The organism is Aeromonas sp. FDAARGOS 1419 (assembly GCF_019047045.1).
Taxonomy (GTDB): Bacteria; Pseudomonadota; Gammaproteobacteria; order Enterobacterales; family Aeromonadaceae; genus Aeromonas; species Aeromonas veronii.
In genome coordinates, this window is the sequence record NZ_CP077209.1 from 1,903,428 (window position 1) to 1,925,651 (window position 22,224).

The following is a 22,224-nucleotide window of genomic DNA, read 5'->3' on the forward strand; positions in this document are numbered from 1 at the left end:
GATCCCCACTGGACAGCAAAGAGCATGCAGATTTCCATTTGTCATCAGGATCGCTCATGTTCACCTCACTTCTGAATGCTTCACCCCTTGCCACCCTGCCCACCCCTGACGAGATGTTAAAGGCCAGACCCTGTCCGGCACGGCTCGCTCGCCAGATCGCACGCAGCCGCCAGCAAGCCCGCCATATTCTGCAGGGAGAGGATGATCGCCTGCTGCTGGTGATCGGCCCCTGCTCCATTCACGATCCGGCAGCCGCCCGCGACTATGGTGGCCGGCTGGCTGAACTACAGGGCCAATACGGGGAGCAGCTGCAACTGGTGATGCGTACCTATTTCGAAAAGCCGCGCACGACGCTCGGCTGGAAAGGATTTATCTTCGATCCCGACCTCGATGGCAGCGATCGGCTGGAAAAGGGCCTATCCCAGGCCCGGGAGTTACTTCTGGCCCTTGGACAGGAAGGGCTCGCCTGTGCCACCGAATTTCTCGATCTCACCAGCATGCTCTATCTGGGGGATCTCATCAGCTGGGGTGCCATCGGTGCCCGTACCACCGAATCCCAGCTCCACCGTCAGCTGGCCTCGGCCCTTCCCTGCCCCATCGGTTATAAAAACGGCACCGATGGCAATATCCGGATCGCGGTAGAGGCGATCCTCGCCAGCCGGGCGGCCCACCTCTATACCCAGCCTTCCGGTAATGGCCAGCTGGCACTGGTGCGCAGCCATGGCAACCCCGACTGTCATCTGATCCTGCGCGGTGGCCGCCAACCCAACTATCAGAGCTGTCATGTGGCAGAGGCTGGCGACTTGCTGCGCCAGCATCATCTGTCACTCCGGCTGATGATCGATTGCAGCCACGGCAACAGCCAGAAGCAGCATGCCCGCCAGCTGCTGGTTGCACGTGACATTGCCGACCAGCTGGGTGCTGGTAGCCATGCCATCGCCGCCATCATGGTGGAAAGTTTTATCTGCGAAGGGCATCAGGAGATAAGCCGCAAACCGCTGCGCTACGGCCAGTCGATCACCGATAGCTGCATCGGCTGGGAACAGACAAGGCAGCTGCTCGATATGGTGGCAGAAGGGGTTGAGGCGCGCCGTCAGCAGCGGGTCGCTCTGGCGGGATAAATGGCGGATTAGAGAGATAACGCAGAAAAGAGTGTGGCCCCGATGGGGCCACATTGTTGTTCACTGTCTGACGCACGTCAGGCGACTGACTCACGTTCCACCAGCTGGGCTTCAAACTTGAGCGCCAGGCCGTCCACCGGCTTGTGATCGAGCAAGCGCAGCGCCAGCTCGGCAGCGCGGCTGCCCATCTCCTCGATGGGGTAGCGAACCGTGGTGAGCTTGGGATAGATGTAGCGGGCGTAGGGGATATCGTCGAACCCCACCACCGACACCTGCTGCGGGATCTTGTAACCCCGCTCCAGCAGGCAAGAGATGGCGCCGGCCACCATACCGTCGTTGAAACCGAGCACTGCCGTGAACTCGACACCGCGCGCCAGCAGCTCGCTCATCGCCACATAACCACCATTCTCGTCGGCAAAACCGCGGCTGACGAGAGCAGGATCAAAGGCGATCCCGGCTCTGGCCAGAGTCTGGGTGTAACCGGCCATCCGCTGCTGACCATCGACAAACTCTTCATCATCGGAGGTGATAAAGGCGATGTTGCGATGACCGGCATCCAACAAGTGCTGGCACGCGGTGGTGATCCCCGCCTGGTTATCGAGCCAGACGCAGCGATCCTCAAAGCCCGGCACCTGACGGTTGATAAACACGATGGGGGTAGAGCCTGCCGCCAGCTCGCTCAGCTCCTCGTCCGGGAGCGCCTTGCTGTGGAGGATCAGCGCATCGCACTGGCGCTGCAGCAGCGCCTGAATGGCATGACGCTCGCGCGCGATATCGTGGTTGCCAGACATGACGATGGTGAACTTGTTGGCCTGATCGACCATGGTTTCGATGCCACGCATCATCTGGGCAAAGAAGGGGCCGCCGCAGAGGTCGCCAACCAGCACGCCAATGCAGTTGGAACGCTTGCTGACCAGTGCCTGGGCAAAACTGTTGGGTCGAAAATTCAGTTCCTTCATGGCCGCCAGTACGGCCTCACGCTTTTCCGGTGCTACCTGTGCCGTGTTGTTGATAACCCGCGACACGGTGGAGATAGACACATTTGCCAGCTGAGAAACGTCTTTAATCGTTGCCACTATCCATTCCTTTATTGTGGGGGAACCTGTCGGTGCCGACGCCCGAGTATACCCTGCGGCCTGATGCAATTCCCGGAGCCAGGTCACCAGGCATGTTTCCTTTGGTAACAAAACCTTACCCGATGATACCCGGCAGCAGGGAAATTTGAAAACAGGGGCCGGCTGGCGGCCCCCGACTCAATAGGCGTGATTGAGCTCCCGATCCGACATGAAGCGCAGCGGCTGCTGCAGCTTGTGCTGATAAATGAGATCGAACGACAACACGTTTTGTACGTAGTTGCGGGTCTCCTTGTAGGGGATGCTCTCGACCCACACGTCCATCGGCTTGTTGTCACTCTGCTCTCGCCAGCGTTTTACCCGTCCTGGCCCGGCGTTGTAGGCGGCCGCCGCCAGGATCCGGTTGCCATCATAGACATCCAGCAAGCGTTTGAGATAAGCGCTTCCCAGACGAATATTCATCGTCGGATCAAACAGTTGCTGCTCGTTGCGATAGGGTACCCCCAGCTTGCCGGCAGTCTCTTTGGCTGTCGAGGGCATCAGCTGCATCAGGCCGCGCGCCCCCACCGGCGACTGGGCCAGCGGATAGAGGGCACTCTCCTGACGGGAGATGGCATAGAGCAAACTGGTGTTCATGGTGCGCTCTTGCGCCATCTGGGAGAAGGTGCGTTTGAGAGGCAGCGGGAAGCGCAGGTCGAGGGCATCCCACGCTTCGGCGCGAATGCTGGCGAGAATGGCCAGCTCGTGCCACCCCTGATTGAGGGCGATATGGCCAAACTCGATGCGCTGGGCCACCGGATTGCGATCCATGTTGTGGATCCACTCCGAGCGGGCCGCCGCAATCTCGTTCATCGACAGCAACTCGCGCACCCGCAACAGGAAGGGCCAGCGCTGGCTGGCCGTGCGCCAGTCCGGTACATGCTTGACGCTCTGGTTCTTGATGCGATAAGGCACGCCGGTGCGCTGGGCCGCCATAAAGCCGTAGAAACCACGCAGGTTGGCAGTCTCCAGATAGAGGTCCCGCGCCGGTTTTTGCTGCCCCTGCACTTCAAGGGAGCGCGCCATCCAGTAGCGCCAGCGATCCTCTTTCTGACGGGCCATCGGCATCATCTTCACCCAGCCGGAGAGGCCACGCCAATCCTGCTCCCAGATGGCCAGTCGCGCTCGCAGCTCAGTAATGTCGGGATCCGCCAGCTTTTTCACCGTGCTGTCGACCCAGCTGCGCTGGGCAATGGAGCGATCCAGCAGCAGGCGGCGGGCAATGGCACGCTCTACCGGTTTCACCTCGGCCTGGGTCAGGCCGAAACGGCTGCGAAACAGCGCAAGCTGGCGCAGCACCGACTCCGGCTCCTGATTGGCATAGCGGGTCAAGCCGAGGGAGAGCAGCTTGCGGGAATAGGGGTTGCTGCTGAAATAGGCCGGGTTCATCGCCTTGGCGGGCTGCTCGAACAAGGTCACCATCTGATCGCCATAGCTTTGCAAGCCGCTACCCAGGGTCGCGCCAAGATGGCGGATCAGATTGGGATTTTCCGCCTCGAACGCCAGCGTCATCCGCTGCCAGATCTTCTCCTGGGTACGCTGACCGGATGCCTGCCACAGCTGAAATAGCGGGGAGCAGGCATCGGGACGGGATTGACCGCTCATCCAGATCTTGCCCGCCCCCTGCAACGCCTCTTTCGGCTTGCCGGTGTAATAGAGCGCCTGATAGTGCATGCAGAGCAGATCGGTGGAGCTCGGCTTGGCCGGATAGAAGCGCAGGAACTGCGACCACTGCTGGCTCTGGGCCAGATAGGTCAGATAGCTGCGCTCCAGCCGGTTGGACTGGGGGGTATCTCCATGCTGGCGGATAAAGCGGGTCACATCGTTGTAATCGGCCGCCCCCGGACGAAAGGCGAGCTGATAGTAATCGAGGTAAGGGAGCAGGGGGTAATGGGTCAAACGGGCTCGAATTTGCTGGAAACGGGCCTGATCATTGGCCCGTACGGCGTCATACGCCTGACGGTAGAGCGTCTGGTCGGCAGTCTGCGCCATCAGGGTCGGCACAAACAGCGCCGACAAAACAATTCCCCATACAGCTTTCACTGAACATCTCCATTGAGGGCAATACACCGCCCGGTGGCGGTGGGTCTACTGCCTCTCATTCTACCCGTTGCCGGGCAGCGCTACAGCGGGGAGCAGGGACTATTTTTCTGCCTCGCTCAGCTGCATTTCACGCAGTTGTTCCGGTCTGGTCAGCCGCTGTACATATTTCTCCAGATAGGGCACCGGCAGCGGCTTGGAGGCGAGATAGCCCTGATAGAAACTGCACCCCTGCGCCTTGAGAAACTCCAGTTGCTGACGGGACTCCACCCCTTCCGCCGTGACGTTGAACCCCATATGTCGCGCCATGGCGATCACCGCCTCGACGATGGCCATGTTGTCGCCATCTTTCGGGATGTCCTGAATGAAGGAGCGGTCGATCTTGAGCTCATCGGCAGGCAGCCGCTTGAGGTAGCTCAGGGAGGAGTAACCGGCGCCAAAATCATCGATGGCAAAGCTGATGCCGAGCTCCTTGAGCTCGGTCATCTTGCTGATGGTGTCCTCGGCATGGCCCAGCACCACGGACTCGGTGATCTCCAGATTGAGGCAGGCCGGATCCATGCCGGTTTGCGCCAACACATCGTGGATCCGCTCGACAAAATCGGTGGCATGGAACTGCTTGGCACTGACGTTGACCGAGATCTGCGGAATGTGGATGCCGTTCTCCTCCCACAGCACATACTGGGCGCACGCCTCGTGCAGCACCCAGTTGCCGATATCGACAATCAGGTCCGTTTCCTCGGCGATGGGAATAAATTCGGCCGGCGAGACCAGCGAGCGACCGGCCGGCTGCCAGCGAATAAGCGCCTCGACACCAATGATATCGCCGCCATCGACCATATGCTGGGGCTGATAGTAGAGGGTCAGCTCTTGCTGGCTGAGGGCGTTACGCAGTTCGTTGTGAATGAGCAGACGGCGATCCGCCTGCTGCTGCATCGAGGCATCGAAGAAGCGACGGGTCTTGCGGCCAGCGGACTTGGCCTGATACATGGCGGTATCTGCCTGCTTGAGCAGATCATCGACCCCCTGCTCCCGATCCGGAAACAGGGTAATACCGACACTGGCGCCGATGTGCAACACCTGCCCCACATAGGTATAAGGAGCGGCAATCTCGGTGATAAGCCGTTCGGCAATGATATCGGCCTGCATCTCAGCCTGGGGCGGGCTCGCCGAGAGCGATGGCAGCAACAGCACAAACTCGTCACCGCCGAGGCGGGCCAGACAATCCCCCTGTCTCACCAACCGTTTGAGACGGGCGGCGACCTCCTTGAGCAGCCAGTCACCGGTAGCGTGGCCGAGGGAGTCGTTGATGGTCTTGAAGTGATCGAGATCGATAAAGAGCAGCGCGCCAATCAAGCCATCGCGGGTCGCCTCGTTGAAGGTCTGCACCAGAGTCTCGTGGAGCTGACGGCGATTGGGCAATCCGGTCAGCTCGTCGTAATAGGCGAGATCCTGAATGCGTCGCTCGGCCGCCTTGCGCTCGGAGATATCCTCGAAGCAGATGACAAAGTGGCTGATCACCCCCTTCTCGTCCTGCACCGGCGTCACTATCTCCCACTGGGGATAGGTGTGACCATCGACATGGCGACGCTGGGTCTCCCCCTGCCAGCGACTGAGGGTATTGAGCTCGTAGCCGAGCCCCCCCAGATTGGGCCAGAGATCCTCTTCCAGATGCAGGCCCAGCACCGACTGGCTGTCAAAGCCGGTGATCTGGCTGAAGGCGTTGTTGACCCGCAGGATCTTGAACCCCGGATCCGTAATGATGATCCCTTCGTGGGTCTCGAATGCAACGGCAGAGAGGCGCATCTGGGCATCGGATTGCAGACGCTCCAGCTCGGCCACCATCCGTACCGAGAAGGTATTGAGCACCGAGGTGAGGTTGCTGGTATCTGCCGGGGCCGAATAGAGCAGCGCCAGATGGCCCAGAAGTTGGCCTCTGGCATCAAACAGCGGCTGACCATAATAAGTCTGCCCGGCCGCCAGCCAGGGTTGATACTCCTGCGACTCGTCGATAACCTCGAAACAGATGGCCCCTTGCTTGTAGAGCTCCTGACAGGGGGAGCCCGCCAGCGGATAGTCCTTCAGCGCCAGCCCGTCGGCAGCCAGCACTTTGACCCGATCTGCACCGCACAACTCACCCACCCAGACCGCATCCACCTTGAGGATATGGGCCAGCTGGCTGACCAGGGTATTGAAGAAATCGAGCCCGGTGCGGGCAGATAGCGCCTGCGCCAACTGGGTGAGCAGGGTGGTTTGCAGCAACGGCAAAGAGAGGTTGAGAGAGGATACTGCACTGTTGGCGGTATCAAGAGGGGCCAGCCAGCCACAGCAGATCTGCTGGGTGGGCACAAACTGGCCGCTCCAGAGCACATGGTTGAGCTGCCCCTGATCATCTTTCAGATGACCGATGAACTGTTCAGGCAGATGTGATTCATGAAGCCGGACAAGAAAATCGGCAAAGCCAGCCTCATCTTCCGGTAACAGGCGAGCGGCCCAGGGATGATTGCCCTCCCCTTGCCACTGCTGGTAGGCCCCCTGATCAGAGAGACTCCACTGATCATGTTGCCGATCGAAAAACCACATGACTTGCGTGGCCTGCTGCTTCATTTACCACTCCAACACAACAACCAACCACGTTTGATGTCCAATCAGGCATAGCAACGCCCCCTGCATCCGCTCATCAGATCAGAGGTTGCGAGGGAAGAGTACAAACATGCGATATCAAGCAGTGGAAACCGGACATGAGGTCGACACGAAGTGCTGCCAAGAAGGGACAGAAACGATCCTATTCCCGTCATACTGCCTGCCAGTTTCATGGAGCTCAAGCTGTTTTTGGCACGAAACCGGAAAAGATCACAATTTATAAGTTGCTGAATAGCCAAGGGAAGGTTATGTGACATGGATCACACTCCAATCTTTACCAATGAGTAATCTGAAGGTGAAGACACAAGCAAGACGACCCGAAGGGGGCCAATATGAAAATCGAAATTACCAGCAAAATCATCGACATCACCCCGGCTATCCGCGAGCGCATCGAATCCCGTTTTGAAAAGCTCGAACGTCTTCAGGTGCCTCTCATCACACCCCATGTGATTGTTTCCAAAGAGCGTCTGATGTTCACTGTCGAAGCCAGTGCTGGCATCCCCAACGGCAAACTGTTTGCCCAGGCAGAGCATGAGGATCTCTACGCCGCCATCAACGAACTGGGGCAAAAACTGGAGCGCCAACTCAACCGTCACACCGAAAAGCCGATTGCCCGTCGTGCCAATGCCGCGCTCAAAGAGCAGCCGCAACCGGATGAAGCTGACGCTTGATAGCATGCCGCAAGGCTAAAAATTCCAAAGAGCATAAAGGCGGGGTCACCCGCCTTTTTGTTGCCTGTGATTTGCCGACAAGCACAGCATTACACCAGTGAACAGGCGCCATCAACTGAGCCAGTGCAACCGGGTATCCACCCCCTCTTGCAAACGGTCGAGGATCGGCAGCAATACCAGCGGATCTTCCTGCCTCGGCATATCGGCCAGCTTTCCTTGCAACCGCTCCCGCGCCAGCGGTGACAGGTTGTCGTAGACAGCCTCATCCAGCAGTGGCTGTTTGACCGCCAGCGGCGGTGTTTGCAGCGCCAGCCAGAGCCGCACATCCACCATGCTTCCCCCCTGCTGCAGCCGCTCATTGATGGCACTGCAGTCACTCCCAACCCCTTCAGCCACCAGCACCTCTGCCGGTCTCAGCGCAAAGTGCAGACGCCAGTCACGGCTCTGGGGAGTGGCCGCCGGTTTGGCATCAAACCAGGGCTGCTCCTCCACCGCGTCGGTCAGCAGGGCCAGATGCAACCGGAAATCAGCGCGATCGCCATGCTGCAGGTCACGGTTGAGGCGCTGCCCCAACTGGCCCTCATCAACGAGCAGGTGATTACGGATTGAACTGGGCAGCATGAGATAACTCTCGAAAATGGCGATTTCACTGGTTATCGGCCACAAATCCAATTCTTTTAATGGAAAAATCCTGCTTGGGGGTTCACAAAACCGGAAGATCTGTTAGTATGCGCCTCGCACTTGTGGAGGGGTTCCCGAGCGGCCAAAGGGATCAGACTGTAAATCTGACGGCTCTGCCTTCGAAGGTTCGAATCCTTCTCCCTCCACCATTTCAAGTGCGACAATTTGAAAGCAATACCCCGTGGAGGGGTTCCCGAGCGGCCAAAGGGATCAGACTGTAAATCTGACGGCTCTGCCTTCGAAGGTTCGAATCCTTCTCCCTCCACCATCATTCAGAAAACCCGGCTTGGCGCCGGGTTTTCGCATTTATAGCCCGCAGCAATCCATTCTCCCTCTGCACTCCAGTCTCTTATCGCCATTTACCTGCAGCCGATCGCGCAATAAAAAAACGGGAGGCCTGCGCCTCCCGTTTACGTTCATATCAGCCCTGTTACGGGATGAAGCGTTACAGAGTAAAGCGATAGAAGATATCGACCGCCTGGGCCACTCCGCTCATCGCCTGCAGATAGAGCCGTGGCAATACCTCGTAGCGCAGCTTGAATTCGGCGATGGGACTGAAGACCCCGACCCCGTACTGGAACTGCAAACCCGGCAGCAGATAGGCCGACAGAGTCACCTGGGTGTTGTCACCACTGCCCGCGGTATCGAGGGAGACATCGCTCATCCCCAGCGACTCGCCGATGCTCGACACCACGCCATTCGCCTGACTCACCGCTCCGGCCACCAGCAGACCGTTGAAACCGCCATCCTCACCGCCAGTCTGCAACCCTTTGCCGCGCAGCAGATAGGAGAGCTGTTCCGACTGCGCCATCTGCGGTTCGGAGTAGACAGTGATCTCCGGCTTGCTGGCAGGGCCGGTCACCCGCACCCCGACCGTCACCTGACCTTCGATGGTATCGGGATCCCGGTTAGCCTCGATGTTGAGGAACGGCCGATCCAGCGGACCGGAGAAGAGGATCCGCCCCTCCTTGATGATAAGGTTCTGACCGTAAGCCTTGAAGCGGCCGTTGGTCAGCACCAGCTGGCCGTTGCCTGCCAGCGGTTTCTCGGGATCCTGACGGATATTGAGACCGCCGGAGACATCTGTCTTCAACCCCATGGCATCGAGCTTCACATCGTTGCCAAGGCGGATCGCCACCTTCATCGCCAGCGGCAGACTTGCCTGCTTGGGAGCAGGGGGCAGATCGTCATAGACCACAGTCACATCGTCGGAGACCGCCACCGCCGAATCCGGCAGACTCTTGACCAGAATGCGCGCCCAGGGAATATCCACCTGACCGGTAATCCGGGTCTCCTCCCCCAGCGACACCGCGATATCGGGCGAGACTCTGACCCGGCCCATGCCCGGATATTGCGCCTCCAGATCCTTGCCCTGAATGGTGAGGCTGCCACTGACCGGCATCTTGGCCCAGCTGAGCCAGCCTCCCAGTGCCAGCGGCCCCTTGCCAACCAGCATGGAACCATCCAGCTCGGCGCGGTTGCCTTCAATCTTGAGGCGGGTCACCAGCTTGGTCAGGGTCACCATGTCGGAGTGAGTCTGCACTTCACCGTCACGCAGGTTGAGCTGACCAAACAGCAGGGGCGCCGCCAGCGTACCGTCGAAGCGGGCATCGGCGGAGATGATCCCTTGCAGAGAGCGCACCTCAGGGATGAGCGGCGCAAAGGTATTGAGCTTGAGATCGTCAAACTTGAGCTGACCGCCGAGCAGACCGTGACCGGCGGGCTCCCTGATCAGCAGGTCGGTATCGATATTGCCGATCTGCTTGGAGGCAAAATCGAGGCGAATGGCCGCCTGCTGCCGCTCGAAATCCAGGGCCAGAGCCAGCTGCTGATAGTCGGTCTTGAGACCATCGGCCACAAAAGAGCCCGGCGTGGTGCGTACCACCGCATGCAGGGTCGGCTGATTGCCACGCCAGCTGGCGCGGCCATCGGCCGAGAGCATCGCCTGCCAGCGGAAGTTGTCCGGCAACCAGGGGCGTAGCCGCTTGAGATCAAACTCGCTCAGGGCAAACTCCAGAGTGCCCTGGGCAGCGGAGACCTGACTCCCCTTGACGCAGAGGCTGGCCCCCTGGGAGCCGAGGCAGAGATCCCCCATCGCCAGCCGCTGACGCGGCAGATCGAGATCTAGCGCCCACGGGGAGCTCAAGTCCCAACGGCGCAGCGGGGTTTTCAGCCGCAACTCGGAGAGCGCCCCGCGCCAGTGATCCCCCCGCACGCCGCCACCCAGTTTGAGGTTGGCGGCAACAGGGTCACCCTTCATGGTCAGGGTCAACAGATGCTGACTGATATCGCCGCTGAGGTTCAGGGCCAGCTGGCTGAGCTTGGTTTCGCCCTGTTTCAGCTGCGCCACCAACAACGCGAACTCACCGGCCGGTTTGGCGCCGATCACCGCATTGCCCTTGAGACTAATACCCTTCAGGTCGGTGCCGGCATAGTAGAGCCGCTCGGAGGCGAGATCCGCATCGATTTTTGGCGTCTGCTGATTGCCACTGACCTTCACCTGTCCCTTGATATCCCCTTTCAGGCCGGGATAGATACCCCCCAGCTGGGGAGCCTGCAGGTTGGCATCGAGCTTCCATTGGGCAGTGCTGATGCTGCCCTTGGCCTGCAACTGGTTGGGGCCACTTTGCAGCGAGAGCGCCGGGATCTGCCACTCCATCTTGTCGTTGCCGCTAAGCTCCCCCTTGAGGGCCAACGGGTACTGGTTGAGCTTGCCATCTACCTTGAGCTTGGGCAGTTTCAGCTCCCAGTGGCCCGCTTCGTTCATCACGAAACGGCTCTCCAGCTCACCGGCCAGCGTCCCTTTCAGCTCGGGCAGCAGCTCGGCCGGATTGATCCCCTTGAACAGGGTGGTTCCCTGCCACTCGATCCCCTTGTTCCAGGCGAGCTTGCCATCGAGCTTCAGCTCCCCCTTGAGGGCATTGAGCTGCAAGGCGATCTTGCTGAGCCGCTCCAGATCCCCCTTGCCGTCCAGCGTAAGCTTGAAGGGTGGGACATCGGTCCCCTTGCCGGAGGTATTGAGGGCAAACTGGTAGCCGGAGAGCTTGCCCTTGGCAGTCAGGCTCCCTTTGTCCAGCCGATAGCTCGGCTCATCTTTGGCAGGCTTGTGAAGAGGCCAGCCGAGGCTCTTCCAGTCGAGGGCCAGATCAAAAGGCAGATCCGGGTCGAGGGCGGCCAGCGAGCCCTTGAGATTGGCGGCGACCGGCCCCTTGGCCGACAACGCCAGCCCCAGCTTGCCGACCGAACCGCTCAGCGCCAGCGTGGCCTGCTCACCCTGCAGCTCGCCATCCAGCAGCCCCTTGCGGGCCTTGGCATCCAGCGTCACCGCCAGCGGGTAGTCGTCACTGAGCTGGATGTGCCCCTTGAGCGCCAGATCGGCCATGGCGTGGCGCAGCGAGAGCTCGCGCACTTCGATGCGATCGTCGGCGGCAGTGGCCGACAGCAGCAGCTTGTCGAGCCCTTCGATCAGCTCGCCCTGCTTATATTGCACCCGGGTCGCGCTGACCCCTTCCAGCTGGATGGGGAAAGGAAGATGAATGGCGGGCAGGAGAATGGGGGCAGCCTTTGCCGTATTTGCAGCTGGCGTCCCTTTGCCCTGTTTGGGGATCTTGGCGCTGGCCTTGTCGTTGCGCGCCACCGCAGTTCCGGCTTGCTTCTCGTTAGCGGCCGGCTGCTTGGCAGATTTGGCTGTGTTGGAGGGTGCCGCGTCATCCAGCGTCACCTTCAGGTTATCGAGCACCGGGCCGCGTACAATCAGCCCCTTGCGGTTGAGGGTGGCGCCGATATCGAGGGACCCCAGGGTCACGGCCACGCCGGGCACTGCCAGATCGAGATCGGCTACCTTGAGGCTGTCGACCTGGATCTTGAGTGGCAGCGGGCGCCAGACAAAGGGTTCGGAAGGCTCTTCCGGCGCAGGCTCGGAGTCGGCTACCTTGACCACCGGATGGGTCACCGCCAAGGATTTTATCCAGAGCTTGCCCTGCAGCAACTTGCCGAGATCCCAGTCGAGCACGGCGCGATCGACCGTGACATCCACCAGATCATCCTGCCAGCCGGCCCCTTCCAGGGTCCAGCCGTAGCCAAGCTGACCGGCCACCAGCTCCCCCTTGAGAGAAGGCAGCGCTCCCTTGGCCTGTTGCCACAACCACTTGTTGCCCTGATGGGTAAAGCCCAGCAGGCTGACGCCGATGAGCAGCAGGAACACCAGCCCCATCAGCCAGAGAAAAATACGTTTTAGCCAGATCACAATGCAGACCCCCGCGCAAGATACAGCCGCAGCGGCCAAAGAAAAAAGCGTTTAGACAACATCATAATTCAGGCCCCAATGCGAAATGCAGCCGCAAGGGCTTGTCCTCCTCCGATACCCCGACCGCCAGATCCAGCCTGACCTGACCGATGGGGGTGACCCAGCGCACACCGACGCCGGTACCTATTTTCCAGGGCTCACTGTAATCGGTGGTGGAGGTACCGCCATCCACAAACATGGCCCCCAGCCACTTCTCGCTGAAGCGGTAGTTGTATTCCAGACTGGCCACGCTGGTGTAACGACCACCGGTCAGCTTGCCATCCGGCCCGGTGGGGGAGATGCTCTCGTAACCAAAGCCGCGCACCGTCTGATCGCCACCGGTAAAGAAGCGCAAAGACGGCGGCACCAGCGAGAAGCTGTCACCTATGATGGCCCCCTGCTCGGCCCGCATCAGGAATCTGTGGTTATCGCCAAGAGTTCGCAGCCACTTGCTGCGCCCCCACACCCGCATAAAGCTGATGTCAGAACCCCATCTGGGATCGGAGAACTCCAGCGTCAGCTGCTGGCGATCCCCCCAATCGGGCACCAGGGTGCCGCGCACCCGCAGTCGGGACCAGGAGACCCCGGGGATCAGCAGCAAGCTGTTCCCCTCGTCGGCACCCTGGGTATAGATCTCGTTCTCCAGCCGGATAAAGACGTCCCGATCCCAGCTCTCCGGCCGTCGCGTCCAGCGGTGCACACCGATGGTAGTGAGATCGGAGCGGGTATCGTTGTTGTCCTTGTACTGGTAGCCGGTCTGGATGGAGTAGTAGTCCCGCAGCGGGTTGCCCACCGGGATCTGATAGTCGAAGCTGAGCTCTGCCTCCGGCGCCGACACCTTGGCGGTGGCAAACAGACGATGACCATAGCGGTTGACCCAGGGTTTCTCCCAGGTGGCACTCATCCGCGGGCCTACGTCAGTGGCGTAACCGATACCGGTCTCGATTTCGTGATCGACCCGGTTATCCAGCGTCACCGCGATGGGCACCCGATAGTTGCTCGCCTCGCTCAATACCGGCTTGATATCGACCTGACGGAACAGCTTGGTGGAGGAGACATCCTGCGACATCTCGGCCAGACGGATGGCGAGATAGGGGTCGCCGCTCTTGATGTTGATAAGCGGGCGAATAAGGTGAAGCGCTTCGGGAGTGGCATCGTAGCGGATCTCGCCAAAACGGTAGCGATGGCCCGATTCGAACAGAATAAAGATCTCTGCCGTCCCCTTGTCCGGGAACACCTTGACCTGACTCTTGCTCAGCTTGGCATCAAAGTAACCGCGGGCCAGCCCAAGGCTGCCCAGATCCGCCTTGATGGATTCATATTTGGCGTGATTGAGGGGCTCACCTTCTTTGAGGGGCAACTTGTCCAGCAGGGCGCTGTAGAGCTCGTCGCTGCCCGCATCCCCCTCCAGCAGAATATCGAGGCGGGAGACGATGACCGGCTCCCCTTTATCCACCTCAATCACCACTTTGGACGGGGTTTTCTTGTCGCGACTCAGGGTGATTTTCGGCTGGTAGTAGCCATAAACCTGCAGCGCCTTTTGCACGCTCTCGGTGATTTTGGCGCGAGCCGGGCGGTATTGCCGCTCCTGATAGACAGGCAGGGCATTGAGGTAGGCTTCAACGTTATCCTTGTTCTCCCCTTTCAACCCCTTGACCTGATAGGTGAGCTTGGCGGCAAACGCGGGCGAAGCCAGCAGCGACAGCAACAGGCCCACCCCCAGAACCCGCAGGCCGCGGTGAAACGCAGCGCCAGACAGTGAACGCCCTGCCAGCAGGGATGAAATGCATCCTGTCAAAGGTCAATATTCCTGAATCTGTGGTGAAGGAAACCAGCGCCCTTTCGGGCCAACCCCGAATGCGGCGCAGCACGGCATGCAGGGCATGGCCGTGACACAAAAATGCGCGCCAGAAAAATGGCGAACCTTATCCTAACATAGGCATCGGCAAGCGACAGCGTGGTGCCATTGGCAAATTCGCCATATCTTTTAAGAGGTTGACCACAAATCACACATTTTGGTGACAATGACGACGCCCGCTTTACCGATGAGGGCGAGCTGACCCGCCCTGAACAAGGTTCACTTCGTCGTCAGGCACCATTTGTCACCTCTCCCCCTCTCTTTACCACCAGAAACCCACCACGACAGAGTTTGTCGGCATCGCCCCACCCTCACCGTTTAACTGGCCCGGCACACACCAAAGCCCGCCGTAGCGGGTGATTAAGAATTGCTCGTTCAGCGCAATCGAATTATCCCGCTGCCTTTGCAAGCGCCCCTCCCTCACACTTGAACCATCAACTGAAGGAGACACATCATGCATGCACGTAGCGAACAGATGGCTGACTATATTGCCGATCGTCTCGAGTTCATCACCTTTCTCGCCTGTTGCAGTGCCCTGCTGGCCCTGCTGACCGGCATGAGTGGCCAACAGGCGCTGGCCTTTACCGCCCTGAACCTGCCGTTTGGCCTCGGCATTTTGCTGGCGATGGCGATGCTGGCCCCCCTGCCCGCCCACTGGCGGCTGCCGGGGCTCACCTTGCTGCTGGCAGGTTGCGCTCTGATGACCCTGCAACTGGGGGGAGAGTGGCTCAATCCGCTGGCCATCTGGAGCCTCTACGCCCTGCTCGGGCTGGAGATCATCTGGCAAGCGCGTCCCCGCGCCGTGCTGGCCACCCGCGCTCGCCAGTAACAGGGCTGACGAACGCCGGTAAATGGCGGGGTGATGGCTGACGCCGGTGGCAAATTGGGGTACTCTTGCGCCCCCATTTGCTACCACTCTTGGCGTTAACAACCTTCGCCATCACTCCCAGGAGCGCCCCGATGAAAAAAGCCTGTGCCCAGCACATTCTGGTCAAGACCGAAAAACAGTGTCTGGAGATCAAGGAGAAGATCGAGAAGGGAGCCGACTTCGGCCAGATGGCCAAGCGCTTCTCCACCTGCGCCTCTTCAAAACGCAGCGGCGATCTGGGGGAGTTCAATAAAGGGGATATGGTCAAGCCCTTCGACGATGCGGTATTCAAAGGCGAACTGCTCAAGGTGCTGGGGCCGGTGCGCACCAAGTTCGGTTTTCATCTGATCAAAGTGCTCTATCGCAACTAAGTCATCGCAACTGACCATTCTCTCGGTGAAGCTCCCGTCAGGCGGGCTTCACCTCCCTCTGCATTCCCTCGCAAAACTGGCCAAAACCACGCCAAACTCTCATCAATTTACTAACGTTATCAGGCAATTAAGTTTATCCTTCTCGGCATTGTCCACATTCGACGATGGATCCCGTGCTATGCCCCGCTCTTGCTTGTGGCCCCTGCTGGCCTGGTTACTCCCGCTCGCTGGCGCCCTCGGCAGCCGCTTTCATCTCTGGCCCTGGTGGATAGGTTTTGCGATCTGTCTCATCGGAGCCCTTGTCTCCCTGATCTTGCTGGTACGCCTGCCCTGGAGCCGCAACCGCTATGCCAGCGGCCTTGGCGCCTTGCCACTGCTGCTACCGCTGACCTTTGTGCTGCAGGCGCTGCGCATGCCGCTGATCAACGATGTGAGCACAGATCCCTACAATCCCCCCCAGCTACGCTGGGCGGCAGAGCTGAGAACGGCGCAGGATCTGCCAATAAATAGCGCACCGCTGAAAGCAGTTGAGGCAAAACCCGGTCCTCTCTTTACCAGGGCCTCTCCTGCCGAAGTGCTGATTGAAGCCAACGAGCTGATGCAGGAGCTGGGCTGGCAGATACGACCCAGCCCGGATGGCCTGGATGCAGTGGTCACCACCGGCTGGTTCGGCTTTCAGGATGATGTGGCGCTGCGGGTCTTTGCCGGCCCCAAAGAGACCCGCATCGATATGCGATCAGCCTCCCGTCAGGGGCAAAGCGATCTGGGCACCAACCGGGCGCGGATCGAGGATTTCCTGACCCGCCTGAACGAGCGGTTGGGCCAAGCCTACAAACCCAATTTGAAACCGTAAGAGTGAAACAACAAGAAGGTAACTGATGCGCGTTGAGGTCAAACCCGACCGGGAATATGCCTGGTTTATCCGCCCCTTTTTCTGGCTGCAAAAGCGCAACTATGGTCAGGTGCTTATTCCGGGCAAGTGCTGGGGCCGCTCGCCGCGCCTCTTTGCCGCCGTCGCCACCCTCTACGGGGTCATCAACCGCAAGCGCTCCCCCATCGATCCCGTGCTGCGCTCGCTGGTGACGGTGCGGGTCTCCCAGCTCAACTGGTGTCGTTTTTGCGTCGACATCAACGCCATGACCCTGGTAAAGAGAGCCGGCTCCAGCGAGAAGGTGGAGGCGCTGGCCAACTGGCGCGAAAGCTCCTTGTTTGACGAGCGGGAAAAAGCGGTGCTCGACTACACCGAAGCGATGACTGGCCTCGATGGGGTGAGCGATGAACAGGCGGCCCGCCTCAAGCCCTGGTTCGATGACGATGCCATGGTGGAGCTGACCGGCCTTATCGCCTTCCAGAACATGTCGGCCAAGTTCAACGCCGCCCTCGATATCGCACCGCAGGGCTTCTGCCAGCTGCCTGTGCAACCGGAACGCCCTGCCCAGCCAGACAGCAAGGACGCCTGATGAACCGGACCCGCCTGCTGCTTGCACTGGTGATGGGGAGCCTTATCGGCACCTTTTTTGCCCTCGATCTTGGCCGTTACCTCACTCTGGACGCCTTGCAGGCCCAGCAGGCGGCAGTGGCGCAATGGGTCGACAGTCACTTTGTCTCGGCCAGCCTGCTGTTCGTGCTTATCTATGTGCTGAGCACCGCCCTCTCCCTGCCCGGCGCCAGCCTGCTCACCCTGGGTGGTAGCGCAGTGTTCGGCGTCGCCTGGGGGCTGCTGCTGGTCTCCTTTGCCAGCACCATAGGCGCAACCCTGGCCTTTCTCAGCGCTCGTTTTCTGCTGCGCGACTGGGTCACCGCCCGCTTTGGCGACAAGCTGGCCACCTTTCAGTCCGGCATGGCGAAGGAGGGGGCCTTCTATCTGCTGAGCCTGCGCCTCATCCCCATCTTCCCCTTCTTTCTGGTCAATCTGCTGATGGGGCTCACCCCCATCAGAGTCAGCACCTACTACTGGGTCAGCCAGCTTGGCATGTTGCCCGGCACCTTCGTCTATGTGCTGGCGGGCAGCGAGCTTGGCCAGTTAACCAGCACCGGCAATATTCTCTCCCCCGGCCTGATGGTCGCGTTGACCCTGCTGGGGCTGATGCCCTGGCTGGTCAAGAAATTGACCGACAAGCTCGCGCTGCGCCGCTTGCTCTCCCCCTACCGCAAACCCGCTCGCTACGACTACAACCTGCTGGTGATCGGTGCCGGTGCAGGTGGGCTGGTCACCAGCTATATCGCGGCAGCGGTGAAGGCCAAGGTGGCGCTCATCGAGAAACACAAGATGGGGGGCGATTGCCTCAACAGCGGTTGCGTCCCCTCCAAGGCGCTGATCCGAAGCGCCCGCTTTGCCGCAGAGCAGCGTAAAGCCGACGAGCTGGGCTTTAGCCCAAGCCACTCCCGCGCCGATTTTACCGCCGTGATGGAGCGGGTAGCGGAGGTTATCAAGGAGGTCGAGCCACACGACTCCATCGAGCGCTATCAGGGGCTTGGAGTGGAGTGCATCGAAGGAGAGGCGCGGCTGGTCTCTCCCTGGGAGGTGGAGGTTAACGGCCAGCGCCTTGCCAGCCGCCATATCGTTATCGCCACCGGCGCCCGGCCGCTGGTGCCCAAGCTGCCGGGGCTGGATCAGGTGCCTTACCTCACCTCGGATAGTCTCTGGCAGCTGCGCACCCCGCCGCGCCGCCTGCTGGTGCTGGGCGGCGGCCCCATTGGCTGCGAGCTGGCCCAGAGCTTCGCCCTGCTCGGCATTCCCGTGACCTTAGTGGAACTCTCGGAGCAACTGCTGCCCCGCGAAGAGAGAGAGGTAGCCGACGCCCTGGCCGGCCAGATGAGCCGCGATGGCGTGCAGCTACTCACCGGCTGGCGCGCCGAACGAGCCGACTATCTGCCCGCAGCCGAGGGGGATCTCCCCATCCAGCTGCAACTGCGCCGGGGCGATGAGACACAGGTGGTGGAAGGGGATCAACTGCTGCTGGCACTGGGACGGGTCGCCAATGTGAGCGGCTTCGGGCTCGAAGCGTTAGGGGTCGAGCTGGCCCCCCGCGGCACCATAGCGGTCGATAGCTTCCTTGCCACCAACTTCCCCAGCATACTGGCGGTGGGAGACGTAGCGGGCCCTTACCAGTTCACCCACTTTGCCGCCCATCAGGCCTGGTACGCGGCGGTCAATGCCCTGTTTGGCCAGTTCAAGCGCTTTCGGGCCGACTATCGGGTCATTCCGGCGGCCACCTACACCACGCCGGAGATTGCCCGGGTTGGCCTCAATCGCAAGGAGGCCGAAGCGCAGGGGATCCCCTTCGAGGCGACCCGCTTCGAGCTGGCCGAGCTGGACAGAGCCATTGCCGATGGGGAGCGCCACGGTTTTGTCGAGGTGCTGACCGTGCCGGGCAAGGATACTATCCTTGGCGCCACCATAGTGGGCACTCACGCCGGTGAGCGAATTGCCGAGTTCGTACTCGCCATGCGTCACCACCTCGGCCTTGGCAAGATCCTCGGCACCATTCACGCCTATCCCACCCTGATGGAGGGGAACAAATATGTGGCGGGTGAATGGAAACGGGCCCACCAGCCCACCCGGGTGCTGACCCTGCTGGCTAGTTATCACCGCTGGCGCCGTGGCGCCTGACAATCAGGGAAACGTTTATGCTCAAGCCATTCTCACAGATCAGCTCACGCCTGAACTCTCAACTCAAGCAGCGGCTAAACGCCCTGCTGTGCGCCCTGCCACTGCTGGCCAGCGGCCCGCTGTTAGCCAGCCCTGATGACCATTGGCAACAGACCCTTGAGGAGGCGAAGGGGCAGACCGTCTACTTCAACGCCTGGGGCGGCAGCCCGGAGATCAACGCCTATCTGGTGTGGGCCGGGCAGGAGCTGGCGCGCGACTATCAGGTCAAGCTGGTGCAGGTGAAGGTGGACGATATCGCCCAAAGCGTCAGCCAGCTGCTTGCCAACAAGCAGGCGGGCAAGCAAGCTGGCGGCCCCATCGATCTGCTCTGGGTCAATGGCGAGAACTTCAAGGCGCTCAAGGAGCAGGGACTGCTTGGCGCACCCTTTACTCAGGAGCTGCCCAACATGGCGCTGGTCGACAGCACCCTGCCGGTGAGTGAGGACTTCACCTTGCCGGTGGAGGGACTGGAGGCCCCCTGGGGCATCGGTCAGCTCAATCTGATGGTCGATACCGAAGAGGTCACCAGCCCACCCACCTCGGCTGCAGCCCTGCTGGCGTGGGCCAAGGCCCATCCCGGTCGCTTCACCTATCCGAAACCGCCCCAGTTCCATGGCTCCAGTTTTCTCAAGCAGATCCTGCTGGAGTTGACCCCGGATCCCGCCCCCCTCTATCGGGAGGCGACCGAGAGCGACTTTACCAAGCTCACAGCACCGCTCTGGGCCTGGCTCGATGAGCTGCACCCGGCACTCTGGCGCAAGGGCAAGCTGTTCCCCACCAGCGCCGCCGAAACCCGCCAGCTGCTCGATGATGGCGAACTGGCCATGGCCATCAGCTTCAACCCGCAGGAGGCGCAGAGCGCCGCCCAGATTGGCGCCCTGCCCCCCAGCGTGGAAGCGGTAGCCATGGAGAAAGGGGCGCTCACCAACAGCCATTTTCTCGCCATCCCCTTCAACGCCAGTGCCCGTGCGGGTGCCAAGGTGGTGGCCAACTTCCTGCTGAGCCCGGCGGCGCAGGCGCGCAAGGCCAATCCGGCCTTCTGGGGTGATCCCAGCGTGCTGCGGGCCGATGCGCTGCCTGATCCCGCCAAAGGGCAACCGGCACTGCGCTTCAAGGCGGTAGCCGAGCCTCACCCCAGCTGGCAGCTCAGGCTCGAAGCCACCTGGGCCGAGCGTTACGGTCACTGATGAGTGCCGCTGGTCACCCGCATTCCTGCTCCCGACCGTGGCGCCGCTTGACACGCCACCCCAGTATGAATGTGGGGATGGCGGTCATTTATCTGGCGATCTTCGTCATCCCTCTGCTGGCGGGGCTGTGGCAACTGCTGGCGGAGGGGATGACCGCCTCTCATCTCGCCTTGCTGCTCGCCCAACCCGGTCTTTGGCACTCAGCGGCACTGAGTCTGTGGATTGGCGCCGCCTCAACCCTCGGTAGTCTGCTGTTGACCGCCCTGCTGCTGGCCCACAGCGACAGCCGGGCTTTCGGGCTGCTCCGTCGTCTGCTCTCGCCCATGCTGGCCATGCCCCACGTCGCCTTTGCCATCGGTTTTGCCTTTCTGCTCGCCCCCTCCGGCTGGCTGCTGCGGCTCGTCTCGCCAGCTCTAACGGGGTTTGATCTCCCCCCCGACTGGCAGACCATTCGTGACCCTTGGGGGCTCGGGCTGATTGCACTGCTCGTTTTCAAGGAGACCCCCTTTTTGCTGCTGATGGCCATGGCCGCACAGCAACCCATCCAGCTGGCACGCCAGCAGTGGCTGGGGGCAAGCCTCGGTTTCAGTGTCCCCCAGATCTGGTGGCGTCTGCTGCTACCGGCACTCTGGCCCGCCCTGCGCCTGCCCATCTATGCGGTGGCGGCCTACGGAGTGGCGGTGGTGGATCTCGCCCAGCTGCTCGGGCCCGATGCCCCCGCCCCGCTGGCGGTACGGCTGTGGCTTTGGTATCAGGATCCGGATCTGCTCTGGCGCGGCGCCACCGCCAGCGGCGCCCTGCTTTTGCTCGCCATCACGGCGTTGCTCATCGCTCTGCTCAGATTACTGGAGTGGCTTCATAAAGAGATGGGCAAAGGCTGCTGGCTCGATGGCAAACGGGCGGCGCCCCACTTCTTTGCCAACCGGCTCGCAGCAGGCTCTGCCTTCACTCTGATCACCCTCAATCTGGCGGTGCTGGCGGCGCTGCTGCTCTGGTCGCTGGCGCGCCGCTGGCCCTTTCCCGCCCTCTGGCCCAGTCAGTGGAGTGGTCACTACTGGCTGGATCTGCTGCCAACCCTGCTGCCGCTGCTGGCAACCAGCGCACTGCTTGCATTGGCGAGCGGCTTGCTGGCACTGGTGATGGCGGTGTGCAGTCTGGAGGCACAAGCCGGCCGCCGCCCCTGGCCGCTCTGGCTTATCTGCCTGCCGCTGTTGCTGCCGCAGGCGAGCCTGCTGTTTGGTATCCGGCTCGGGGTGGACTGGCTTGCACATGGTTCGATAAGCAGCGGCATTGGCTGGGGCTGGGTGCTCTGGAGCCAGCTGCTATTTGTCTTTCCCTATGTCTATTTGTGTCTGCACGGCCCCTATCGCCAGTTCGATCCACGGATCACCCAAAGCGCGCTGCTGCTGGGGGCAACGCCATGGCGAGCCTGGTGGCAAGTGAAAGCGCCGCTGCTGGTGCGCCCGCTGCTATTTGCCTTCAGCGTCGGGGCGGCGGTGAGTTTGGCCCAATATCTGCCGACCCTGCTCTTTGGCGCAGGCAGAGTGGTCACCATCACCACCGAAGCGGTGGCCATCGGCAGCGGCCTAAACCGGCGACTGGCGGGGCTATACGGTCTGCTGCAACTGCTGCTGCCGCTCATTATCTATCTGCTGGCGCTCTGGCTGCCGGCGCGGATCAATCCGGCGCTCAAGGGGGGTGGCTCACGATGAACTCTGATGATGGAAACAGCCAT

General features: G+C 61.0%; 15 protein-coding genes and 2 tRNA genes. 11 read left to right on the forward strand and 6 right to left on the reverse strand.

The genetic code is table 11. The features are described 5' to 3' along the window. The first annotated feature begins 56 nt into the window (after positions 1-56). Positions 57-1,121, forward strand: coding sequence for a 3-deoxy-7-phosphoheptulonate synthase (locus tag I6L49_RS08465; RefSeq protein WP_216951217.1), 1,065 nt, complete (start codon positions 57-59; stop codon positions 1,119-1,121). A gap of 77 nt (positions 1,122-1,198) precedes the next feature. Here I6L49_RS08465 and I6L49_RS08470 read toward each other — a convergent pair whose 3' ends face one another. From I6L49_RS08470 to I6L49_RS08480, 3 genes are all read right to left on the reverse strand, one after another. Further along, positions 1,199-2,197 (reverse strand): LacI family DNA-binding transcriptional regulator, encoded by a 999-nt coding sequence (locus tag I6L49_RS08470; RefSeq protein WP_216951219.1) that lies wholly within the window; start codon positions 2,195-2,197, stop codon positions 1,199-1,201. A 177-nt stretch (positions 2,198-2,374) separates the two neighbouring features. After that, positions 2,375-4,276 carry a transglycosylase SLT domain-containing protein gene (locus tag I6L49_RS08475; RefSeq protein WP_216951222.1) on the reverse strand — a complete coding sequence of 634 codons (1,902 nt, stop codon included), beginning with the start codon at positions 4,274-4,276 and terminating at the stop codon, positions 2,375-2,377. 99 nt (positions 4,277-4,375) lie between these two features. Beyond that, positions 4,376-6,880, reverse strand: coding sequence for a bifunctional diguanylate cyclase/phosphodiesterase (locus I6L49_RS08480; RefSeq protein ID WP_128815547.1), 2,505 nt, complete (start codon positions 6,878-6,880; stop codon positions 4,376-4,378). Positions 6,881-7,248: 368 nt separating this feature from the next. Between I6L49_RS08480 and raiA the strand changes: the two genes are divergently transcribed. Next, complete coding sequence (raiA, locus tag I6L49_RS08485) at positions 7,249-7,587, forward strand: ribosome-associated translation inhibitor RaiA (RefSeq protein WP_005334257.1); 339 nt, start codon at positions 7,249-7,251, stop codon at positions 7,585-7,587. A gap of 111 nt (positions 7,588-7,698) precedes the next feature. On the opposite strand, the gene I6L49_RS08490 is transcribed toward raiA, so the two are convergent. Continuing rightward, on the reverse strand, positions 7,699-8,208 hold the full coding sequence (locus I6L49_RS08490; RefSeq protein ID WP_216951224.1) for a VC2046/SO_2500 family protein: 510 nt from the start codon (positions 8,206-8,208) through the stop codon (positions 7,699-7,701). Between the two features lie 124 nt (positions 8,209-8,332). Between I6L49_RS08490 and I6L49_RS08495 the strand changes: the two genes are divergently transcribed. Beyond that, a tRNA-Tyr gene (locus I6L49_RS08495) sits at positions 8,333-8,417 on the forward strand. 34 nt (positions 8,418-8,451) lie between these two features. After that, positions 8,452-8,536: transfer RNA gene (locus I6L49_RS08500), tRNA-Tyr, on the forward strand. A 177-nt stretch (positions 8,537-8,713) separates the two neighbouring features. Here the strand turns inward: I6L49_RS08500 and I6L49_RS08505 are convergent. After that, on the reverse strand, positions 8,714-12,514 hold the full coding sequence (locus I6L49_RS08505; RefSeq protein WP_216951226.1) for a translocation/assembly module TamB domain-containing protein: 3,801 nt from the start codon (positions 12,512-12,514) through the stop codon (positions 8,714-8,716). 61 nt (positions 12,515-12,575) lie between these two features. After that, positions 12,576-14,351, reverse strand: a complete 1,776-nt coding sequence (locus tag I6L49_RS08510) for an autotransporter assembly complex family protein (protein ID WP_216951228.1) — start codon at positions 14,349-14,351, stop codon at positions 12,576-12,578. Between the two features lie 514 nt (positions 14,352-14,865). Between I6L49_RS08510 and I6L49_RS08515 the strand changes: the two genes are divergently transcribed. The 7 genes from I6L49_RS08515 to I6L49_RS08545 all read left to right on the forward strand — a co-directional run bounded on the left by I6L49_RS08515 (position 14,866) and on the right by I6L49_RS08545 (position 22,201). Further along, positions 14,866-15,240 carry a hypothetical protein gene (locus I6L49_RS08515; protein ID WP_216951229.1) on the forward strand — a complete coding sequence of 125 codons (375 nt, stop codon included), beginning with the start codon at positions 14,866-14,868 and terminating at the stop codon, positions 15,238-15,240. Between the two features lie 131 nt (positions 15,241-15,371). Next, positions 15,372-15,650: a peptidylprolyl isomerase gene (locus I6L49_RS08520; RefSeq protein WP_033136755.1), complete on the forward strand. Its 279-nt coding sequence runs from the start codon at positions 15,372-15,374 to the stop codon at positions 15,648-15,650. Positions 15,651-15,828: 178 nt separating this feature from the next. Then, entirely contained in the window at positions 15,829-16,503 is a 675-nt protein-coding gene (locus tag I6L49_RS08525; protein WP_139406362.1) for a DUF1499 domain-containing protein, read from the forward strand. 25 nt (positions 16,504-16,528) lie between these two features. Further along, positions 16,529-17,110 carry a carboxymuconolactone decarboxylase family protein gene (locus I6L49_RS08530; RefSeq protein WP_005344442.1) on the forward strand — a complete coding sequence of 194 codons (582 nt, stop codon included), beginning with the start codon at positions 16,529-16,531 and terminating at the stop codon, positions 17,108-17,110. Continuing rightward, positions 17,110-19,263, forward strand: coding sequence for an FAD-dependent oxidoreductase (locus tag I6L49_RS08535; protein WP_216951231.1), 2,154 nt, complete (start codon positions 17,110-17,112; stop codon positions 19,261-19,263). Before I6L49_RS08530 ends, I6L49_RS08535 begins: the two co-directional genes overlap by 1 nt. Positions 19,264-19,280: 17 nt before the next feature. After that, positions 19,281-20,489, forward strand: a complete 1,209-nt coding sequence (locus I6L49_RS08540) for an ABC transporter substrate-binding protein (RefSeq protein WP_216951233.1) — start codon at positions 19,281-19,283, stop codon at positions 20,487-20,489. A gap of 77 nt (positions 20,490-20,566) precedes the next feature. Beyond that, a complete protein-coding gene (locus tag I6L49_RS08545) occupies positions 20,567-22,201 on the forward strand; it encodes an ABC transporter permease (protein WP_216951235.1) in 1,635 nt (544 codons plus the stop codon). Positions 22,202-22,224: the final 23 nt, after the last annotated feature.

Bases quoted from the DNA above. Each gene is read 5' to 3' on its own strand.
- I6L49_RS08465 (WP_216951217.1), top strand. From the start codon at position 57: ATGTTCACCTCACTTCTGAATGCTTCACCCCTTGCCACCCTGCCCACC.
- I6L49_RS08480 (WP_128815547.1), bottom strand. From the start codon at position 6,880: ATGAAGCAGCAGGCCACGCAAGTCATGTGGTTTTTCGATCGGCAACAT.
- raiA (WP_005334257.1), top strand. From the start codon at position 7,249: ATGAAAATCGAAATTACCAGCAAAATCATCGACATCACCCCGGCTATC.
- I6L49_RS08490 (WP_216951224.1), bottom strand. From the start codon at position 8,208: ATGCTGCCCAGTTCAATCCGTAATCACCTGCTCGTTGATGAGGGCCAG.
- I6L49_RS08515 (WP_216951229.1), top strand. From the start codon at position 14,866: ATGCATGCACGTAGCGAACAGATGGCTGACTATATTGCCGATCGTCTC.
- I6L49_RS08520 (WP_033136755.1), top strand. From the start codon at position 15,372: ATGAAAAAAGCCTGTGCCCAGCACATTCTGGTCAAGACCGAAAAACAG.
- I6L49_RS08525 (WP_139406362.1), top strand. From the start codon at position 15,829: ATGCCCCGCTCTTGCTTGTGGCCCCTGCTGGCCTGGTTACTCCCGCTC.
- I6L49_RS08530 (WP_005344442.1), top strand. From the start codon at position 16,529: ATGCGCGTTGAGGTCAAACCCGACCGGGAATATGCCTGGTTTATCCGC.
- I6L49_RS08535 (WP_216951231.1), top strand. From the start codon at position 17,110: ATGAACCGGACCCGCCTGCTGCTTGCACTGGTGATGGGGAGCCTTATC.
- I6L49_RS08540 (WP_216951233.1), top strand. From the start codon at position 19,281: ATGCTCAAGCCATTCTCACAGATCAGCTCACGCCTGAACTCTCAACTC.
- I6L49_RS08545 (WP_216951235.1), top strand. From the start codon at position 20,567: ATGGCGGTCATTTATCTGGCGATCTTCGTCATCCCTCTGCTGGCGGGG.